Below are 17368 nucleotides of genomic sequence, written 5' to 3'. Positions count from 1 at the left end.
TTTGTTAGTATTCTAACATCCGCTCGCTATTACACTTCGATATACATCACAGTTAATGAAAACCACATACAGATTTGCATTACTCTAATGAGATCTACTTCAAATAAATCACCTTTCAAGAAGGGATGCGGTGGCATCAGGCGCATCCGGATCAAAGGTTGTGGCGGCGTTGCTTTCTACAATGGCGTTACACCTTCGGGATAAAAAGGAATCAACGATGCCCACTTCAAGCGAACTCGCGCTGCAACAGCGTTGCCAACAAATCGTGACCAGTCCGGTGCTCAGCCCTGAGCAGAAACGCCACTTCCTGGCACTGGAGGCTGAAAACGCGCTGCCTTACCCGCAACTACCTGCTGAGGCTCGCCAGGCGCTGGATGACGGGGTGATCTGCGATATGTATGAAGGTCATGCCCCGTTCAAACCGCGCTATGTTTTACCCGACTACGCGCGTTTTCTGGCTAACGGTTCCTCATGGCTGGAACTGGAAGGAGCCAGGGATCTTGATGACGCGTTATCCTTACTCACCATCCTGTATCACCACGTTCCGTCAGTCACCTCGATGCCGGTCTATCTCGGCCAGCTCGACGTTCTGTTGCAACCGTATGTTAGAATTCTAACACAAGATGAGATCGATATTCGAATAAAACGTTTCTGGCGTTATCTCGACAGAACCCTGCCAGACGCATTTATGCATGCCAATATCGGCCCCGCAGATACGCCTGTCACCCGTGCAATTTTACGCGCAGACGCAGAGTTAAAGCAGGTTTCGCCTAATCTGACGTTCATTTATGATCCGCAAATTACACCTGACGACCTGCTGCTCAACGTGGCGCAAAATATCTGCGAGTGCAGTAAGCCGCACATTTCCAACGGCCCCGAAAATGATAAAATTTTCACAAAAGGTCAGTATGGCGTCGTCAGCTGTTACAACTCGTTGCCGCTCGCCGGGGGTGGAAGCACGCTGGTCAGGCTCAATCTGAAAGCCATCGCAGAGCGCAGCACCTCTGTCGATGACTTCTTTACGCGCACCCTACCGCACTATTGCCAGCAGCAAATCGCCATCATTGATTCACGATGTGAATTCCTCTATGAAAAATCACATTTCTTTGAGAATAGCTTCCTGGTGCAGGAAGGGTTGATTGATCCCGAACGTTTTGTCCCTATGTTCGGCATGTATGGCCTGGCGGAGACGGTGAATCTGCTGTGCGATAAGGCGGGGCAGAATGCTCGCTACGGAAAAGATGAGGTCGCCAATCAGCTCGGCTATCGCATCAGCGCCCAACTGGCGGAGTTTGTAGAAAGTACCCCGGTGAAATTTGGCTGGAAGCAGCGCGCAATGCTGCACGCACAGTCAGGGATCAGTTCAGACATCGGCACCACGCCGGGCGCGCGTCTGCCCTACGGCGATGAGCCGGATCCGATCACTCACCTGCAAACCGTTGCGCCGCATCATGCGTATTATCACGCTGGGATCAGCGACATTCTCACGCTGGATGAAACCATCAAGCGCAATCCTCAGGCGCTGGTGCAATTGTGCCTCGGGGCGTTTAAAGCTGGGATGCGTGAGTTTACTGCCAACGTGAGTGGTAACGATCTGGTCCGCGTCACCGGCTATATGGTACGCCTGTCGGATCTGGAAAAATATCGCGCCGAAGGTTCACGCACCAACACCACCTGGCTGGGCGAAGAAGCCGCGCGCAATACCCGCATTCTGGAACGACAACCTCGCGTGATTAGCCATGAACAGCAGATGCGCTTCAGTAAGTAAGATCATTCCTTTCTCCTGCGTCGACGGGCCGGGCAGTCGCCTGGCTCTGTTTCTGCAAGGATGTAACCTGCGCTGTAAAAATTGCCACAATCCGTGGACGATGGGACGCTGCAACGACTGCGGGGAATGTGTCCTGCATTGCCCGCATGAGGCGCTGAGCCTGAGTGCGGGGAAAGTGAGATGGCAATCCGACGTATGTCAGCAGTGCGATACCTGCCTGCACATGTGCCCACAGCAGGCCACGCCGATGGCGCAAACCCTGAGCGTTGATGAAGTGCTGCAGCATATTCGCAAGGCGGTGCTGTTTATTGAAGGAATTACGGTCAGCGGCGGCGAAGCGACCACCCAGTTGCCGTTTATCGTGGCGCTGTTTAACGCGATCAAAACCGATCCGCAGCTGCAACACCTGACCTGCATGGTAGACAGCAACGGCATGCTGAGCGAAACCGGCTGGCAAAAACTGCTGCCGGTATGCGACGGCGTAATGCTCGATTTAAAAGCCTGGGATAGCGCGTGTCATCGACAGTTGACAGGCCGCGATAACACGCTGATTAAACAAAGCATTACCTTTTTGTCCGGGCAGGGAAAACTTGCGGAACTGCGCCTGCTGGTTATTCCTGGCCACGTGGATTATCTACAGCATATCGATGCACTGGCGGCGTTTATCAAACGTTCAGGTGATGTACCGGTGCGGCTAAATGCCTTTCATGCGCACGGGGTGTACGGCGAAGCGAAGGACTGGCCGAGCGCCACGCCTGAGGATGTGGAGCAACTGGCGCAAGGATTGCGCGAGCGCGGAGTGGATAATTTGATCTTCCCGGCGCTGTACCTGTAATTGCCGGATGCGACGTATCCATCGTCCGGCAATTAAAAATCAAATAACGCCGTCGTATTGCGATACAGCGCATCAGCGATAACATCCGCAGGTTCCGAGCGCAGCTCGCAGAGGACATCAAAGACTCTGACCACCTGCTCCGGGCGATTCGGCTGTCCCTGAAAGCCGTTGAGCGGCATATCCGGCGCGTCAGTTTCCAGCAGCAGTGAGTCCAGCGGCAGTTGCGCCATTACCTCGCGGGTTTTACTGGCGCGCGGATAGGTAATGGTGCCGCCCACGCCAATTTTGTAGCCCAGTTGCACAAAACGTTCGGCCTGCTGCACGCTCCCGGAAAATCCATGCACCACGCCGGTTCGCGGTAAAGCATGGCGTTTCAGGTGCATCGCCAGCTTGTCATGAGTGCGCCGCGAATGCAGGATCACCGGCAGTTCGTAACGCTTCGCCAGCTTAAGCTGCGCTTCCAGCAGCCGCTCTTGCTTATCGAATTGCGGATCGTCCCGATAAAGATCCAGCCCAATCTCACCTACCGCCACCAGCTTTTGCGGGCGCTTATCCAGCGCCTGCTGCAACTGCTCCAGGCAGTCATCGCTATGTTGCTCAATAACAATGGGGTGCAGCCCCAGGGCGGCAAACAATGGAGGGTAATTTTCCGCTAACGCCAGTACACGGGAAAAATTTGCCGCCTGGGTGGCCGGAACGATAATGCTTTGCACGCCGACGTCAGCCGCGCCCTGAATACTGGCAGATTCATCGCCCGTAAACGGCGGAAAATCAAAGTGACAATGCGTATCAATAAAACGATAACTCACGCCAAATCCTCGTTATTAAACGTCGTGTCGTTAGCCTGAGGCGCATTGGTCACCACGGGGGCGTGAGCGTCGTTAGCCACCGGCGCGGGAGGAACCACGACCGGTCCCGGCACCACAATCTTCGGCGTCTGACGAGGCAGCGGCGCATTTTTCGCCAGCAGCTTGCCGACGGTTGCCAGGAAGTAACGACCACACAGGCGTCCGGTCTTGTAATCTTCCCGCAGCGCCGGAATACGGCTTCCTAATGCCATGCTATGGAGCGGTTTGGGCGGGTAGATCTCAAAGATACGCAGCTTGCCCGGCGGTTTCTCAATAAAACTCTGAATCGCGCGATAGCTGGCTTCATGGTGCTGGACCAGATTCAGCAGCGGTTGCAGGCTGCTTTCGCCCAGCCAGCGTTCCATACGCTTGAACCACTGCGGGGTGTAATACATTTGCGAAGGCACGGTGCGGATAACCACCAGCGTTTTTGCCCCCTGCTTCGCCGCTTCCTGCACGGGAATGGCGTCGCTGACTCCTCCATCGAGATAATTCACACCATCCAGCGCAACCCCTGCGCGGTAGAACCCTGGAATCGCGCTGGAGGCACGAATGAGATCGAGCCAGTTTTGCCGGTTCGGCGAAAAATAGCCAGGCGTGTAGTCATCGCCCCGACAGGCGCACATATAAAACGATTTCCCTGCGGCAAACAGACGCTCGGCGTTATCCATCGCCAGCGGCATCTGGGACGCGGTCGAATCCACTAGCCAATCGAGATCGATTAAATTTCCCCCGCGCACAAAGCGCACCGGGTCAAAAAATTCACGTCGGGTAGTGTAACGCATGATGACTTTACGACCGTAACCCGGCTGGTTACAAAGATAGGCTGAAAGGTTTTGCGCACCAGCGGAGGTCCCGTAGAAGAGATCAAAAGGATTGAACTGCGCGCGCATGAATTCATCCAATACGCCAGCGGTGAAGATGCCTCTTTGTCCGCCGCCCTCACACACCAGCGCCATACTGCCTGGTTGAAACGGACGTAACGATAACGGCGCAATATTACCGAGCGTGACGGGTATTCTCTGCCCCACCTCTGCCTTCCTGTTGTTTTTGTAATAGAACAACAAAGTAACGCAAATTGCCTGATGCTAAAACCGTAAAAGCCAGTCCGGTGGACTGGCTTAGTAGCAAGTTATCTTTACGGTTAATCCCCAAAATAATTCAAGTCACAAGAAGGCGGCAAGGGCGTGAATCCCGACCAGCTTACTCTGGTAAGTGATACGGGTGAGCACGCGTAGCCAACGCACCTTTAACTTGAAGAATAAAGGGGATGTCGCTAGGGCCGTTTACGACCTGTAAACAGGCTGACCAGAAACAGAATGATCCCCACCACAAAAACAATTTTCGCTGCGCCAGCAGCGGTACCCGCCAGTCCACCAAAACCCAGTGCAGCGGCAATTAACGCGATAACCAGAAATATGATGCCCCATCGAAACATGCGCTTCTCCTTTACCATAGTTAATGTCACCGCTTGATATGAGCACTCAGGCTGCCCATCGGCGATATTTTCAGTGTGGTGCACAACACGCCTCCCGACAAACGTCGGGAGGACGAATTAAGTCTAATTAGTGAGTTTTAAGATCGTTTTTGACGCTTTTCACGCCATCAATCGCTTTGGCGATGCTCTCAGCGCGATCGCTTTGAGCCTGTGATTCAACGGTTCCTGAAAGCTGTACCACGCCATCGGTGGTTTCAACTTTCACTTTGCGGGAAGGGACAATATCATCGGCCAGCAGCTTGGCTTTTACCTCACTGGTGATTGCCGTATCGCCCGCATAGCCTTTTACAGAAGTGTCTTTGCTATCACGTACGTGCAGTTTGTCGCTAACGGAGGTCACACCCTCAACGCCTTTGGCGACTTTAACTGCCTCTTCGGCCTGTGCCTGGCTTTCAACAAACCCGCTTAGCGTCACCACCTTCTGGTCGGTTTTGACGGAAATGTCGGTGCTCTTAATGCTATCGTGATCCACCAGCGCGGCTTTTACTTTCGCAGTGATGGTGCTGTCATCCATGAAATTACCGACTTTGTTCATGGAGCTATCGACTTTCTGCCCCGCACTTTCGACGCCGGATTGCGTTTTATCCGTCGTGGAGTTTTCTGCATAAGCAGAACCCGTTGCAACAGCGGAGGTCAGCATCACGGCCAGCAGCGTTTTAGAAATCTTAAGTCCTGTCATTGTCATCGATGTATTCCTGTATGTTTGCTAAAAGCTGCGCTCTGCCGTAAAACGGCTTGAGCCAGCAACTAATCTTGTAAGTGGAATAAATATCAGCAATAGAAGCTGCAACAGGCAGCCTAAAAAGCATTTAACGCCGACATTTATGTCATCACATTGTTAAATATAGTTCAGGATTTCGTGATCGCAGTCCAGATTGACTAAAAAACGTGCAAACAAAAGAAAAACGAGAGGTTTTAAGAACATTCCGCAAGGGATTTAAAAGACAGGAAAAGTTGTAGGGCACGGCGGATACCGTGCCCTGAAGGTCGATTAGTGTTCGCGCGTTTTGCGGAACTGAACGTCAGGGTAACGTTCCTGAGTGAGATTCAGGTTAACCATGGTCGGCGCGATATAGGTGAGGTTATCGCCGCCATCCAGCGCCAGCTGAATTTCGTTTTTACGCTTAAATTCTTCGAATTTCTTCACGTCAGAACACTCTACCCAGCGTGCTGTCGCTACGTTGACCGACTCATAAATCGCTTCAACGTTGTATTCGCTCTTCAGGCGTGAAACCACCACGTCGAACTGCAGCACACCAACAGCGCCCACGATCAGATCGTTATTAGCGATCGGACGGAAAACCTGCACTGCGCCCTCTTCGGACAGCTGAACCAGCCCTTTCAGCAGCTGTTTCTGCTTCAACGGATCCTTCAGACGAATACGACGGAACAGCTCCGGCGCGAAGTTCGGAATACCGGTGAACTTCATCATTTCGCCTTGGGTAAAGGTATCGCCAATCTGGATAGTGCCGTGGTTGTGCAGACCCAGAATATCGCCCGGATACGCTTCTTCCACGTGAGAACGGTCACCGGCCATAAAAGTCAGCGCATCGGAGATAACCACGTCTTTACCAATGCGCACCTGGCGCATTTTCATACCTTTCTCGTACTTGCCGGACACCACGCGCATAAACGCCACGCGGTCACGGTGTTTCGGGTCCATGTTGGCCTGAATTTTAAACACGAAGCCGGTGAACTTCTCTTCTGAGGCTTCAACGACACGGGTGTCGGTTTTACGCGGCATCGGCGCAGGCGCCCACTCCACTAAGCCATCCAGCATATGATCAACGCCGAAGTTACCGAGCGCGGTACCGAAGAATACCGGGGTGATTTCGCCCGCGAGGAACAGCTCATGGTCGAACTCGTTAGACGCGCCCTGCACCAGCTCCAGCTCGTCGCGCAGCTGCTGTGCCAGGTCTTCCCCCACGGCGGCATCGAGTTCCGGGTTGTTCAGACCTTTAACAATGCGCACTTCCTGAATGGTGTGGCCTTTACCCGTCTGGTACAGGTAAGTTTCGTCTTTATATAGGTGATAGACGCCTTTGAACAACTTACCGCAGCCAATCGGCCAGGTGATCGGCGCACAGCCGATTTTCAGTTCATTCTCGACTTCATCCAGCAGCTCCATCGGATCGCGGATGTCACGGTCGAGTTTGTTCATAAAGGTCAGGATCGGGGTATCACGCAGACGGGTAACTTCCATCAGCTTACGGGTCCGGTCTTCAACACCTTTTGCGGCGTCGATGACCATCAGGCAGCAGTCCACCGCCGTCAGAGTACGGTATGTATCTTCAGAGAAGTCTTCGTGCCCTGGGGTGTCCAGCAGGTTTACCAGGCAGTCATGATATGGAAACTGCATCACAGAGGTGGTAATGGAGATACCACGCTGCTTTTCCATTTCCATCCAGTCAGATTTCGCATGCTGGCTGGAGCCACGGCCTTTTACCGTACCGGCGGTCTGAATCGCCTGTCCGAATAACAGTACCTTTTCAGTAATTGTCGTTTTACCGGCATCCGGGTGAGAAATAATGGCAAAAGTGCGGCGTTTGGCCACCTCTTGCAAATAAGGAGACAACGTCATAGTCAAATCTTCTTAGGTAAGCACGGCAACAGGCCGTGCAAGTTGAATACGAAAAATTGCGGCTATTTTACCCATCAACGGGGGGGAGGCAATCAGTGTTTACACAGGAGCCGCTCCAGTTCACTTAATGACGCTACGGTCCAGGTCGGCTGAATGCCCGCTGGCTGCTCGCGGTGGTGCGTATTTAGCCAGCAGGTGGATAGCCCGGCGTTAATGCCGCCAAGAATATCGGACTCTGCGGTGTCGCCCACCATCAGTACGCGGGAACGCTCAGGATTGCCCGCCTGCTCCAGCGCATGGTCAAAAATACGGGGATCGGGTTTTGCCACGCCAACCTGCTCAGAAATCACCAGCAGGTCAAAATAGTCGCGCAGCCCCGTCCGCTCAAGGCGGATTTGCTGCAACGCCGTAAAGCCGTTAGTAATAATACCGATTTTTGTTTTATCACGAATCGCATTGAGCAGAGAAACCGCCCCTGGCAACGGCGAGCAAATCTCCGCCATCGCATTGATAAAGGCGTCATTAAGCTGGCCTGGCTCAACCTTCAGGCGTTCAGCCCAGCTCTGAAAACGAGCGTGCTGGAGTTGTAATGAGGTTATCGCACCGTTTTGATAATCCACCCACAGCGGTTTATTTACGGCCTGGTAGTCCTGAAAATCTTCAGCGGTAAAGGTAATGCTATAGTCGAGAAACATCCGCTGTAAGCCGGTAAACGAGTCAAACGTAAACAGCGTTTCGTCGGCATCAAAGAAAATCCAGTCCCACTTCTTCATCATTACACCTTGTCTTACATGCTGATTGGCAATGCCATTATAATGGCGTCTTCATGACCATCGGCCGTCGGATAGTAATTGCGCCGGATTGTCGCCTCGTTAAAGCCCAGGCTTTCGTACAGCGCGATAGCGGCAGTATTTGAGGCGCGCACTTCAAGCCACAGTGTCAAAATGCCACGCTTTTCCAGCTCATCGATCAGGTATTCCAGTAGCTCACGCCCCAGGCCCCGGCGCTGAAAGTCAGGATCGACGGCAATATTGAACAGCGTAGCTTCATCCAGCACGACCTGTGTAATCGCAAAGGCGGCCATTACGTCGTCAACCCTCAACTGAAAATTGAGGTAGCGATCGCCCTGGTTGCTGGCAAATGTTTTTTCACTCCACGGAAAAGCGTGAGCGCGTTTTTCAATCTGAAATGCTGCAGGTAAATCAGTCGGTTCGAGGGAAGAAATCGTGTTCATATGCGCAGATTTGTTGCCATAACGCGGCGCGGGCCGCGGGGTTTTCCCGTAATTCATTAAACGCAGGACTCTCGACCTGAGCGCCCTCCAGCAGCAGCGGCTCTTCGGTTCCCAGCCGCCAGCTATTACAGCGACTGCCCTGCGGCAGCATGGCGACACGGTCAGGCGTCAGTTGTAAAACCTGATCCGGGCTGACGGTTAATGCGCGTAAAATATCGCTCATCAACGGTTCGGTTAGTGCGGGTAATTGTGCAGCAACCATCACCAAACGGACGTGCGCAGGAATTGAAATCGCGATCTCGCCCTGCAGTGCGCCGGGACGACGCAATGACCACTGCGTAATGCCCAGTTGCTGTAACTGCCAGTCTCGTCGGGATGTCATAGCGAAACACTCCTGTCTATCAGGGGCGCAAATATAGCAAATTTGTCGAATCCGTGCCATCAAACAACTATAATCCCCCGCTGTACAATTTAAGGAGCACTCCATGTCTGCTTTTACCCCGGCAAGTGAAGTCTTGCTGCGCCACAGTGATGATTTCGAACAAAGCCGTATTCTGTTTGCCGGTGATTTGCAGGATGACCTGCCTGCCCATTTTGAATGCGCCGCCAGCCGTGCGCACACTCAGCAGCTTCACCACTGGCAGGTGCTTAACCGCCAGATGGGCGACAACGTTCGCTTTAGCCTCGTCGCCCAGACCGATGACGTTGCCGATAGCGATACGCTGATCTACTACTGGCCGAAGAATAAGCCGGAAGCCCAGTTCCAGTTGATGAACATTCTGTCGCTGTTACCGGTGGGCACCGATATTTTTGTTGTTGGTGAGAACCGCAGCGGCGTTCGTAGCGCAGAGCAGATGCTGGCCGAATACGCGCCGCTGAACAAAGTCGACAGCGCGCGTCGCTGTGGCCTGTACCATGGTCGTCTGGAAAAACAGCCGGTCTTTGATGCAGAAAAATACTGGGATGAATACCAGACCGAAAATCTGACCATCAAAACGCTGCCGGGCGTATTCAGCCGTGACGGCCTGGATGTTGGCAGCCAACTGCTGCTCTCCACGCTGACGCCGCACACCAAAGGCAAAGTTCTGGATGTCGGCTGCGGTGCAGGTGTACTCTCCGTCGCCTTAGCCAGCCACTCGCCAAAAGTGCGCTTAACCCTGTGCGATGTTAGTGCCGCCGCCGTTGAAGCCAGCCGCGCAACGCTTGCTGCCAACGGTATTGAAGGAGACGTAATCGCCAGTAACGTCTTTTCTGACGTGACGGGTCGCTTTGATATGATCATCTCCAACCCACCTTTCCACGATGGGATGCAGACCAGCCTCGATGCCGCGCAAACGCTGATTCGCGGTGCAGTGCGCCACCTCAACAGCGGCGGTGAACTGCGTATCGTGGCGAACGCCTTCCTGCCTTATCCGAAGGTACTGGATGAAGTGTTTGGCTTCCACGAAGTTATCGCGCAGACCGGTCGCTTCAAGGTCTATCGCACCATCATGACGCGTCAGGCGAAGAAGTAGAACGGCCATCCCATGCCGGATAAGGTGCCTGCACCGCCATCCGGCAGGGTTTGCTAAATGCGGGGTGGCACTTCGTTTACACGGCCTGCGTTTAGCGCCCATTTTTACATCAATTAAGCGCGTCCAGGGCAATTAACTATTGACGAAAAGTTGAAAACCACTAGAATGCGCCTCCGTGGTAACGATACTTTTTTGAGTGTCGATGGTATGCGAAGGTGGCGGAATTGGTAGACGCGCTAGCTTCAGGTGTTAGTGTCCTTTCGGACGTGGGGGTTCAAGTCCCCCCCCTCGCACCATAATCCACGTTGATATTGCTCGCACTGGGCGAAGGTGGCGGAATTGGTAGACGCGCTAGCTTCAGGTGTTAGTGTCCTTAGGATGTGGGGGTTCGAGTCCCCCCCCTCGCACCAACGAGGCGATATCAAAAAATAAGATGACTGTGCGAAGGTGGCGGAATTGGTAGACGCGCTAGCTTCAGGTGTTAGTGTCCTTAGGATGTGGGGGTTCGAGTCCCCCCCCTCGCACCAATTATCTTATTTCCCTCTCGATTTTCTTCCCTGTTTTGTTCATCCCTGATTCCCGTTCATCATCACCAGAACAATGCCGCCGATCAGCGCCGCACATGAAGGCAACAGGACAAAATGCCGCAAACGCTTGTGGTACAGCATGAGTGAAGTCAACAGTAATCCTAATACAATCATCGCCTTCCATACGTAGACCGACAGGTCGCTAAATGCCATCCCGGCAATCAGTATTCCCGGCAGCAGAACACCCCATCCACTGCCCAGCGTACGTTGCAACATGGTACCACCTATGACATTGATAATGATAACCAATATCATATGATAAATTTTCTCATTTGTCAGCTGGGAGGCACTATCAATTATATGAGTTTTACTTAACGATTGATGACATGAATAATTTAAGGTGATAAATTGCTCGCCGGTTAGCTTTTCAACTAAAAACAATAAAAACCTCTGCGAATGATACCCCGTTCGTTATTTGTTTTATTTACCAACACACCTTCGTACATTGCAGATAACTAACAATATTTACCTATGACAGTACAATCCTGGCGAGCTCTGCGCACCAAAAAATACCAACTCTCTTTACGATTGTTTCTGCTGCTCAACGCAGTCTCCGCACTGTTTACGCTTTTTTTTCCCCTGTTTGCCGTCAAAGCGTTGTCAGTACCGGCGTTGCTGATTCTCGTGATGAGTACATTGTTGCTGGCATGGCATAGGAAATATGTGGATAAAAGAATTAATCTTCCTTTTATTTCAATCGTTTTTGGTTTGCTATGGGCATTACATATTTTCCTGAAATATAACGCTCTGGGTCATAATGATTATTATTTTCTATTAATCGCGCTTCTCAGCGTGCTGTTTATTGGTTCTATCGCTTTTGCCAATAATATCATCGCGTTTACGCTTCACTCATTGCCTTCCGTCGCCGTCTGTTTATGGCTAAATGGCAGCGAGCATGGTTTGCGAATTATCTATTTTATGGCGCTGCCCATGGCCGGGATCGCCATCCAGCATGTGATACAAAAGCGCTACGATGGCTTCGCCCAGCAGCTGATGTATAAACTGCTGGAAGAACGGGAAACCCTGAACGGGCTCAGCATGCTCGACCCGCTAACCGGTTTGTACAATCGTCGGGGGCTGCAACACCGACTCGATACGCTGTTGGCCTTGAGCAACGCGAAGCACTACGTCTTGCTGCTGGATATCGACCACTTCAAAGCCTATAACGATCACTACGGTCATATGATGGGAGATCAGGCGCTGATCCGCGTCTCTGCCGCGATTCGTGACTCCGTGCGCTCCCGGGACGTGGTGGCGCGCTTTGGTGGGGAAGAGTTTATGGTTTTGCTGACCGCGGTCGATCCCCAGCAGGCCCAGGCTGCCGCCGAACGTATTCGCCAGAAGGTGTACGACCTTAAAATTCCTCACATGTTTAACGAGAGCGTGGCAACCAACGTAACCGTGAGTATTGGTATTGCGCCTCTGGTCGAGCAGGATATTGATGCCGCTGTTGCCCGAGCGGATAAAGCCCTTTATGAGGCCAAGAGCCTTGGGCGCAACAGTACGCTGGTCAGCGATGACCTGCGGGTAAACTGCCCTTCTGCCTGAGCTATCTGTGCGGTGGCGCCCGGGATGGCGACAAAGATCTTGCCATCGCTCAATGTCAATTATAGGATTAGCAATCATTATCATTAAGATTAACATCCTTATATCGACATGGCTTATCGTTCCGCACCGATCGTTGAAGATGTCATCTGGCGTAGCCCTCTGCCTGCAAAGATACCCTCGCTGGCTGCTGCCGTACGCGCAACGATAGCCAACACCCGTGAGCACCTGCTGGACTTCATTCGTCTTGACGAAACGCCCGTGCCAGGTGCGATGACGCTACATGAATGGACGCAACCAACGACGCTAAGTTCATTGCTGGCTGTCTATTCGGACCATATTTATCGCAATCAGCCCACGCTGCCACGCGAAAATAAGCCGTTGATTTCTCTCTGGGCGCAGTGGTATATCGGCCTGATGATGCCTCCGCTCATGGTGGCCCTGCTGACGCAAAAAGAGGCCATCGACGTCTCTCCTGAACACATGCACGTAGAATTCCACGAAACAGGCCGTGCTGCCTGCTTCTGGATCGACGTGCATCAGGATCACCAGGTCACGGCCCAGTCTCCTCAGCAACGCATGGAAACGCTGATTCTCTCAGCGCTGACGCCGGTTGTGCAGGCGCTGGAAGCGACAGGCGAGATCAATGCGAAGCTTATCTGGAGCAACACCGGATATTTAATTCACTGGTATTTAACGGAAATGAAGCCGTTATTAGGTGAAGAACTGCTGACCACACTGCGCCAAACCTGTTTTTTTGAGAAGCAACTCTCCTGCGGTCAGGATAACCCCCTGTGGCGTACCGTTGTTCCGCGCGAGGGACTGTTAGTGCGCAGAACCTGCTGCCAGCGCTACCGCCTGCCCGATGTCCAGCAATGCGGTGACTGCACGCTGAAGTAAGCGAGGAGCCGTAGCCCCTCGCCCGTCAGTTATGCAACCTGCTGATTTTCTTCTTCTATACGCTGTGCTTCTTCTTTTTCCTGCGCTAATAGCTGCTTTTCGTAAACCTTAAAGAATGGGAAGTAGATGACGGCAGACACCAGTGCCAGCAGGACAACCAGAATGGCCGCACGATAATCCCAGCCTAACGCCCATGCCGCGCCAACCGGTGCCGGGGCCGTCCAGGGAACCACTGAAATCACCCGCCCAATTAAATCCAGCTTCATCGCCGCCCAGGCCAGCACTGCGTTCACCATAGGGGCCAGCAGGAAGGGAATAAAGAACACTGGGTTCATGACAATCGGCGTACCGAAAATCACCGGTTCGTTAATATTAAAAATGCTCGGGACAACGCTCAAACGCCCGATCGATCGCAGATGGGCCGAGCGGCTACGCAGATAGCAAATCACCAGCCCCATCGTCGCGCCGGAACCTCCAACCACAATAAAGAACGTCCAGAACGCTTCCATAAAGATATGCGGTAAAGGCGCGCCCTGCGCCAGCGCCGACTGGTTCATCCCGAGATTGGTGAGCCAGAACATTTGCAGCATTCCCGACACAATTGCCGCGCCATGAATACCCGCAAACCACAGCAGATGGCCGATCAGCACCGCCAGCAGTATCGCTGGCAGAGAATCCGCTGCAGACACCAGTGGTTTAAAGATGGCCATGATGGCCTGCGGGATCAGCATGTCAAACTGCGACTGAATCACCAGACTCAGCGGGTACAGCGTCAGTACCACCACCAGCACAGGGATCAGCAGATCGAAGGAGTTTTTGATCATCGGCGGCACCTGATCGGGTAAACGAATGCCGATGTTGTGCGCCTTCAGGAAGCGCATCATTTCAACGCAGTAAATAGCCACCAGGATGGCAGTGAAAATCCCCGTACCGCCCAGGCTATCAACCGGCATCGTGCCTTTGGTTTTCGGTGCAGCAATCAGCAAAAAAGCCATGATCGATAGCATCGCGCACATGAAGGGATCTAGCTGATGTGACTTCACATAGTGCTTGCCCAGGTTATAAGCGATAGCCGCACATATGTAGACTGACATGATCCCCATCGTCATATCAAACGGTGTGAGGATTTGGCCTTCAAACTGTTTCGCCATATCCAGCCACGCACGTGCAAACCCCCAGGTGGTATCCGGAGAAAAAGGCGGATAGGCGAAAACCAGCAGAAACGAGCCTACGATCATAAAGGGCATCGCCGAAATAAACCCATCACGGATAGCCATCACATGACGTTGTGAAGAGATGCGCCCGGCAACAGGGCTGACGTAATTTTCAACGAAGCGGAAAATCACATTAAACACAGCATGATTAGTAGACATAGCCGTTCTCCCGTTGTGCAAAACCCTGCAACCGTGCTGGTATCAACACCACCACGTAAAGCCCATTACTACTTTTCGCAACCGTGCCGGGAGGAACGCCAGCGCTACTGCATTTTGAGTTCAGTTTCATAGATGGCTCTTGTTATGTAATACAGAGGAAGTGACAACTTCAGTATTAATCGCCATTTGAGCATTCTGCAACCGGTTACTGTAACCGGTTTCTTTGATTGTGAAGACGATCGAAAAACTGCCAATGTTGCCATGTTGTTACATTAAAATATTTACAGCGAGCTTGCCCCTATGACAAATTACGCCATGCGGTTTTCTGCTGGATGGAGCTGCCTGTAGGCGATTTGGAGAGAAGAATGAGTTTGCAATCTGTACGCCAATTTTTAGCGCAATATGCACCAGATATTGAGATTATCGAATTAGATCAGAGCACAGCTACCGTCGATCTGGCAGCGAAAGCCCATAACGTCGAACCTGGCCAGATCGCGAAAACGCTTTCGCTGAAGGTCAAGAACGACATTATTCTGGTCGTCGCCAAAGGTGATGCCCGACTGGATAACAAAAAGCTAAAGAGCACTTTCGGTGCCAAAGCCCGTATGTTGAGTAGCGATGAAGTAGTGAACGCGACGGGCCATCCCGTTGGCGGCGTTTGCCCTTTCGGACTGGAAACGCCGATTTCGGTGTACTGCGATGTTTCGTTGAAGCATTACGCTGAAGTGCTTCCCGCCGCAGGCGCCATCCACAGCGCCGTTCGTATCACGCCAGAAAGGATGGCTGAGCTGACTTCCGCCACCTGGGTGGATGTGTGTCAGTGATGATTCACGTTCCGTGCCGATAACGAAACCCGGCACGAAACGATCTAACATTACCCGCTAAGAAGCCGCCTGTAGAAAAGGTGCAGGTTCACCTGCACGCAGGTACAGCAGGATATCTGCAGCATCCAGCAGTCCGGCATCTGAGCTCACGCCCAGCTTGGACATCACATTAAATTTATGTGCCCGAATGGTTTTAATATTCCGCTCTAACTGAGCAGCGATCTGCGGCATTGAATAGCCATTCGACATAAAGCGCAGTATTTCTCGTTCTGTTGGACTGAGCATACGGCTTTGATTGATATACCAATGGTTTTTAGAACCTTCGGTTCCCCGGTTGGGGCCGTTCAATACCGTAAATAACGCGTCCTGCAGTACCGTTAATGAAGAGGATTTGCTCACAACGCCATCTAACGGCAACGGTGACAAAGAGCCGATTAATCGCGCTTCAGCGTCATCATCAGCAATCACCACCCGGCGAATACGCGGAAAATTTACAGCCAGTTCCGTCAGATAAGCTAACCCGGCCCTGCGATCGGTTCTGATTGCAGAGAGGGAGAAAATAACCGCCGAAAACGACGTTTTTAACATCACCTGACTAAATGCAGGCTGGCTCGAAAAGATATGAAGTTCGTATTGGTTATCCGGCATGGTATTAAACAGGCTCTTAATACCGATGCTACTCATCGCGCACTTCTCTACCAGCGCAACGTTTCTTTTGATGCTTCGGCTTTCCATTCCGTGGTTTCTCCATAAACTGAAGGTAAATTCAATTCTCGCGATCCTTGAGAACTGTTTATCCAGGCGTACATTTCTGCATTGCTATGTATCGACAAGCGGCGCATAGCACTGTTCTTTTGGGCGCTAATCGTTTTATTGCTTTTCTTCAGCAATGTCGCAATCTGATTAATTCCCCAACCTTTTCCCAGGAGTCTCAGCACTTTCCTCTCCGAGAGGGTAAGTACAATTGAGCGGGCGCTATGGTCTGCTAATTCTGGCATCACGGGCGGAGAGAGCAGCGACTTGCTAATTCTCTCGGCACGGCTATTTCCTGCGTGAATAACATTCACCAAACTTTCAATCGTCTCGGCATCAGATAACAGCGAACTGACAGGACACATCAGCAATTCAATGGCCAGCGGATAAAAAACACGAGAAACGAGAAATACCCAGTGAATATCGCGGTATTGAGATAATAAAGAATAATACTGTTCGCAGACTGAACGTGGATGATTACAGTCTCCGGATAAATCAGCAATAACCAAATCGGCACAACGCAGCTGCAGCAACGTCAATTCTTCGACGGAGCGGCAGTAGGTAAGTTCATAATCAGCGAACTGCCCCTGCATTACACCTTTAAGTCCGGTTTGTACGATCGGTAATTTACTAATAATAATTGCGTTTTTGCAGCGTCCTGGCAACATATCTCCTCCACACTCACCAGTCCGTATTCGCACTTATTAAAAATCCCCTGATAAATTAAAAGTATTAATTAACAGGAAACCCTAAAAAATAGACGAGGTGAATTGTTTATCCTTGGCTTTTATTTATAAACAAAGTTATACCGCTACAATCCCAGTAGCATCAAACTATTGAACCATCATGCCAATAATTACTCATGAATACACTCTTTGTACAATTAAAAGAACTACAATAGATCGTTAGCGTTGCTTACGTATTTTCCATCCTGATAAATAACATTACATTTTCATAAGCGCTGTCTTTATTGATAAGCAAGTGAGGTGTGCAAACGCATCAGACGTACGATCTGCATCTTTTTTCGACGCAAAGATTGATCTTAGCCAGAGCCAACAGGATCATGCTTCATGATAAAAAGAAGACATCCGCCACGCAAAGAGATCCT

Annotated in this window: 18 protein-coding genes and 3 tRNA genes; 9 read left to right on the top strand and 12 right to left on the bottom strand. The window is 51.8% G+C overall.

From position 1 onward, the window contains the following. Positions 1-217: 217 nt before the first annotated feature. Both B9P82_RS11250 and B9P82_RS11245 read left to right on the top strand, forming a co-directional pair. The gene (locus B9P82_RS11250; protein ID WP_101700352.1) at positions 218-1768 is read left to right on the top strand and encodes a YjjI family glycine radical enzyme; all 1551 of its coding nucleotides are present in this window, start codon (positions 218-220) and stop codon (positions 1766-1768) included. Next, on the top strand, positions 1740-2603 hold the full coding sequence (locus tag B9P82_RS11245; protein WP_047358375.1) for a YjjW family glycine radical enzyme activase: 864 nt from the start codon (positions 1740-1742) through the stop codon (positions 2601-2603). Before B9P82_RS11250 ends, B9P82_RS11245 begins: the two co-directional genes overlap by 29 nt. Positions 2604-2635: 32 nt before the next feature. On the opposite strand, the gene B9P82_RS11240 is transcribed toward B9P82_RS11245, so the two are convergent. The 8 genes from B9P82_RS11240 to holD all read right to left on the bottom strand — a co-directional run bounded on the left by B9P82_RS11240 (position 2636) and on the right by holD (position 9146). After that, the gene (locus B9P82_RS11240; RefSeq protein ID WP_101700351.1) at positions 2636-3412 is read right to left on the bottom strand and encodes a metal-dependent hydrolase; all 777 of its coding nucleotides are present in this window, start codon (positions 3410-3412) and stop codon (positions 2636-2638) included. Further along, positions 3409-4482, bottom strand: a complete 1074-nt coding sequence (locus tag B9P82_RS11235; RefSeq protein WP_016151604.1) for a patatin-like phospholipase family protein — start codon at positions 4480-4482, stop codon at positions 3409-3411. The genes B9P82_RS11240 and B9P82_RS11235 overlap by 4 nt, the downstream gene beginning before the upstream one ends. A gap of 245 nt (positions 4483-4727) precedes the next feature. After that, complete coding sequence (locus B9P82_RS11230; protein ID WP_003019081.1) at positions 4728-4889, bottom strand: DUF1328 domain-containing protein; 162 nt, start codon at positions 4887-4889, stop codon at positions 4728-4730. Between the two features lie 127 nt (positions 4890-5016). Continuing rightward, the gene (gene osmY / locus B9P82_RS11225) at positions 5017-5634 is read right to left on the bottom strand and encodes a molecular chaperone OsmY (protein WP_016151602.1); all 618 of its coding nucleotides are present in this window, start codon (positions 5632-5634) and stop codon (positions 5017-5019) included. Between the two features lie 306 nt (positions 5635-5940). Continuing rightward, positions 5941-7530 carry a peptide chain release factor 3 gene (prfC, locus tag B9P82_RS11220; protein ID WP_016151601.1) on the bottom strand — a complete coding sequence of 530 codons (1590 nt, stop codon included), beginning with the start codon at positions 7528-7530 and terminating at the stop codon, positions 5941-5943. A gap of 92 nt (positions 7531-7622) precedes the next feature. Further along, positions 7623-8303: a pyrimidine 5'-nucleotidase gene (gene yjjG, locus B9P82_RS11215; RefSeq protein ID WP_016151600.1), complete on the bottom strand. Its 681-nt coding sequence runs from the start codon at positions 8301-8303 to the stop codon at positions 7623-7625. Between the two features lie 14 nt (positions 8304-8317). Next, a complete protein-coding gene (gene rimI, locus B9P82_RS11210) occupies positions 8318-8764 on the bottom strand; it encodes a ribosomal protein S18-alanine N-acetyltransferase (RefSeq protein ID WP_047358378.1) in 447 nt (148 codons plus the stop codon). Continuing rightward, positions 8733-9146, bottom strand: coding sequence for a DNA polymerase III subunit psi (holD, locus tag B9P82_RS11205; RefSeq protein WP_003837254.1), 414 nt, complete (start codon positions 9144-9146; stop codon positions 8733-8735). Before holD ends, rimI begins: the two co-directional genes overlap by 32 nt. A gap of 103 nt (positions 9147-9249) precedes the next feature. Between holD and rsmC the strand changes: the two genes are divergently transcribed. From rsmC to B9P82_RS11185, 4 genes are all read left to right on the top strand, one after another. Continuing rightward, positions 9250-10278 carry a 16S rRNA (guanine(1207)-N(2))-methyltransferase RsmC gene (gene rsmC / locus B9P82_RS11200; RefSeq protein WP_047358379.1) on the top strand — a complete coding sequence of 343 codons (1029 nt, stop codon included), beginning with the start codon at positions 9250-9252 and terminating at the stop codon, positions 10276-10278. 209 nt (positions 10279-10487) lie between these two features. Continuing rightward, positions 10488-10574 (top strand) — tRNA-Leu (locus B9P82_RS11195). Between the two features lie 28 nt (positions 10575-10602). Beyond that, positions 10603-10688: transfer RNA gene (locus B9P82_RS11190), tRNA-Leu, on the top strand. Positions 10689-10719: 31 nt separating this feature from the next. Continuing rightward, positions 10720-10805, top strand: a tRNA-Leu gene (locus B9P82_RS11185). Between the two features lie 39 nt (positions 10806-10844). Here the strand turns inward: B9P82_RS11185 and B9P82_RS11180 are convergent. Then, on the bottom strand, positions 10845-11120 hold the full coding sequence (locus B9P82_RS11180; RefSeq protein ID WP_019078313.1) for a DUF1435 domain-containing protein: 276 nt from the start codon (positions 11118-11120) through the stop codon (positions 10845-10847). A 216-nt stretch (positions 11121-11336) separates the two neighbouring features. Here B9P82_RS11180 and B9P82_RS11175 point away from each other — a divergent pair, with 216 nt between their 5' ends. Together B9P82_RS11175 and fhuF are read left to right on the top strand one after the other, a co-directional pair. After that, a complete protein-coding gene (locus tag B9P82_RS11175; RefSeq protein WP_016151597.1) occupies positions 11337-12413 on the top strand; it encodes a GGDEF domain-containing protein in 1077 nt (358 codons plus the stop codon). 108 nt (positions 12414-12521) lie between these two features. Further along, positions 12522-13310, top strand: a complete 789-nt coding sequence (gene fhuF, locus B9P82_RS11170) for a siderophore-iron reductase FhuF (protein ID WP_016155626.1) — start codon at positions 12522-12524, stop codon at positions 13308-13310. Positions 13311-13339: 29 nt separating this feature from the next. Here the strand turns inward: fhuF and B9P82_RS11165 are convergent, their stop codons facing one another. Beyond that, on the bottom strand, positions 13340-14683 hold the full coding sequence (locus B9P82_RS11165; RefSeq protein WP_016151595.1) for a PTS sugar transporter subunit IIC: 1344 nt from the start codon (positions 14681-14683) through the stop codon (positions 13340-13342). A 365-nt stretch (positions 14684-15048) separates the two neighbouring features. Between B9P82_RS11165 and B9P82_RS11160 the strand changes: the two genes are divergently transcribed. Beyond that, positions 15049-15507, top strand: a complete 459-nt coding sequence (locus tag B9P82_RS11160; RefSeq protein ID WP_101700350.1) for a YbaK/EbsC family protein — start codon at positions 15049-15051, stop codon at positions 15505-15507. A 57-nt stretch (positions 15508-15564) separates the two neighbouring features. Here the strand turns inward: B9P82_RS11160 and bglJ are convergent, their stop codons facing one another. Beyond that, positions 15565-16242 (bottom strand): DNA-binding transcriptional activator BglJ, encoded by a 678-nt coding sequence (gene bglJ, locus B9P82_RS11155; RefSeq protein WP_101700349.1) that lies wholly within the window; start codon positions 16240-16242, stop codon positions 15565-15567. Next, positions 16203-16928, bottom strand: a complete 726-nt coding sequence (locus B9P82_RS11150; RefSeq protein ID WP_016151591.1) for a helix-turn-helix transcriptional regulator — start codon at positions 16926-16928, stop codon at positions 16203-16205. Before B9P82_RS11150 ends, bglJ begins: the two co-directional genes overlap by 40 nt. Positions 16929-17368 lie beyond the last annotated feature (440 nt).

This window comes from Citrobacter sp. L55, from assembly GCF_002850715.1.
Classification (GTDB): Bacteria; Pseudomonadota; Gammaproteobacteria; order Enterobacterales; family Enterobacteriaceae; genus Citrobacter; species Citrobacter braakii.
The sequence above is the reverse complement of the archived record's forward strand: the minus strand, read 5'-3'. Positions and strand labels throughout refer to the sequence as shown.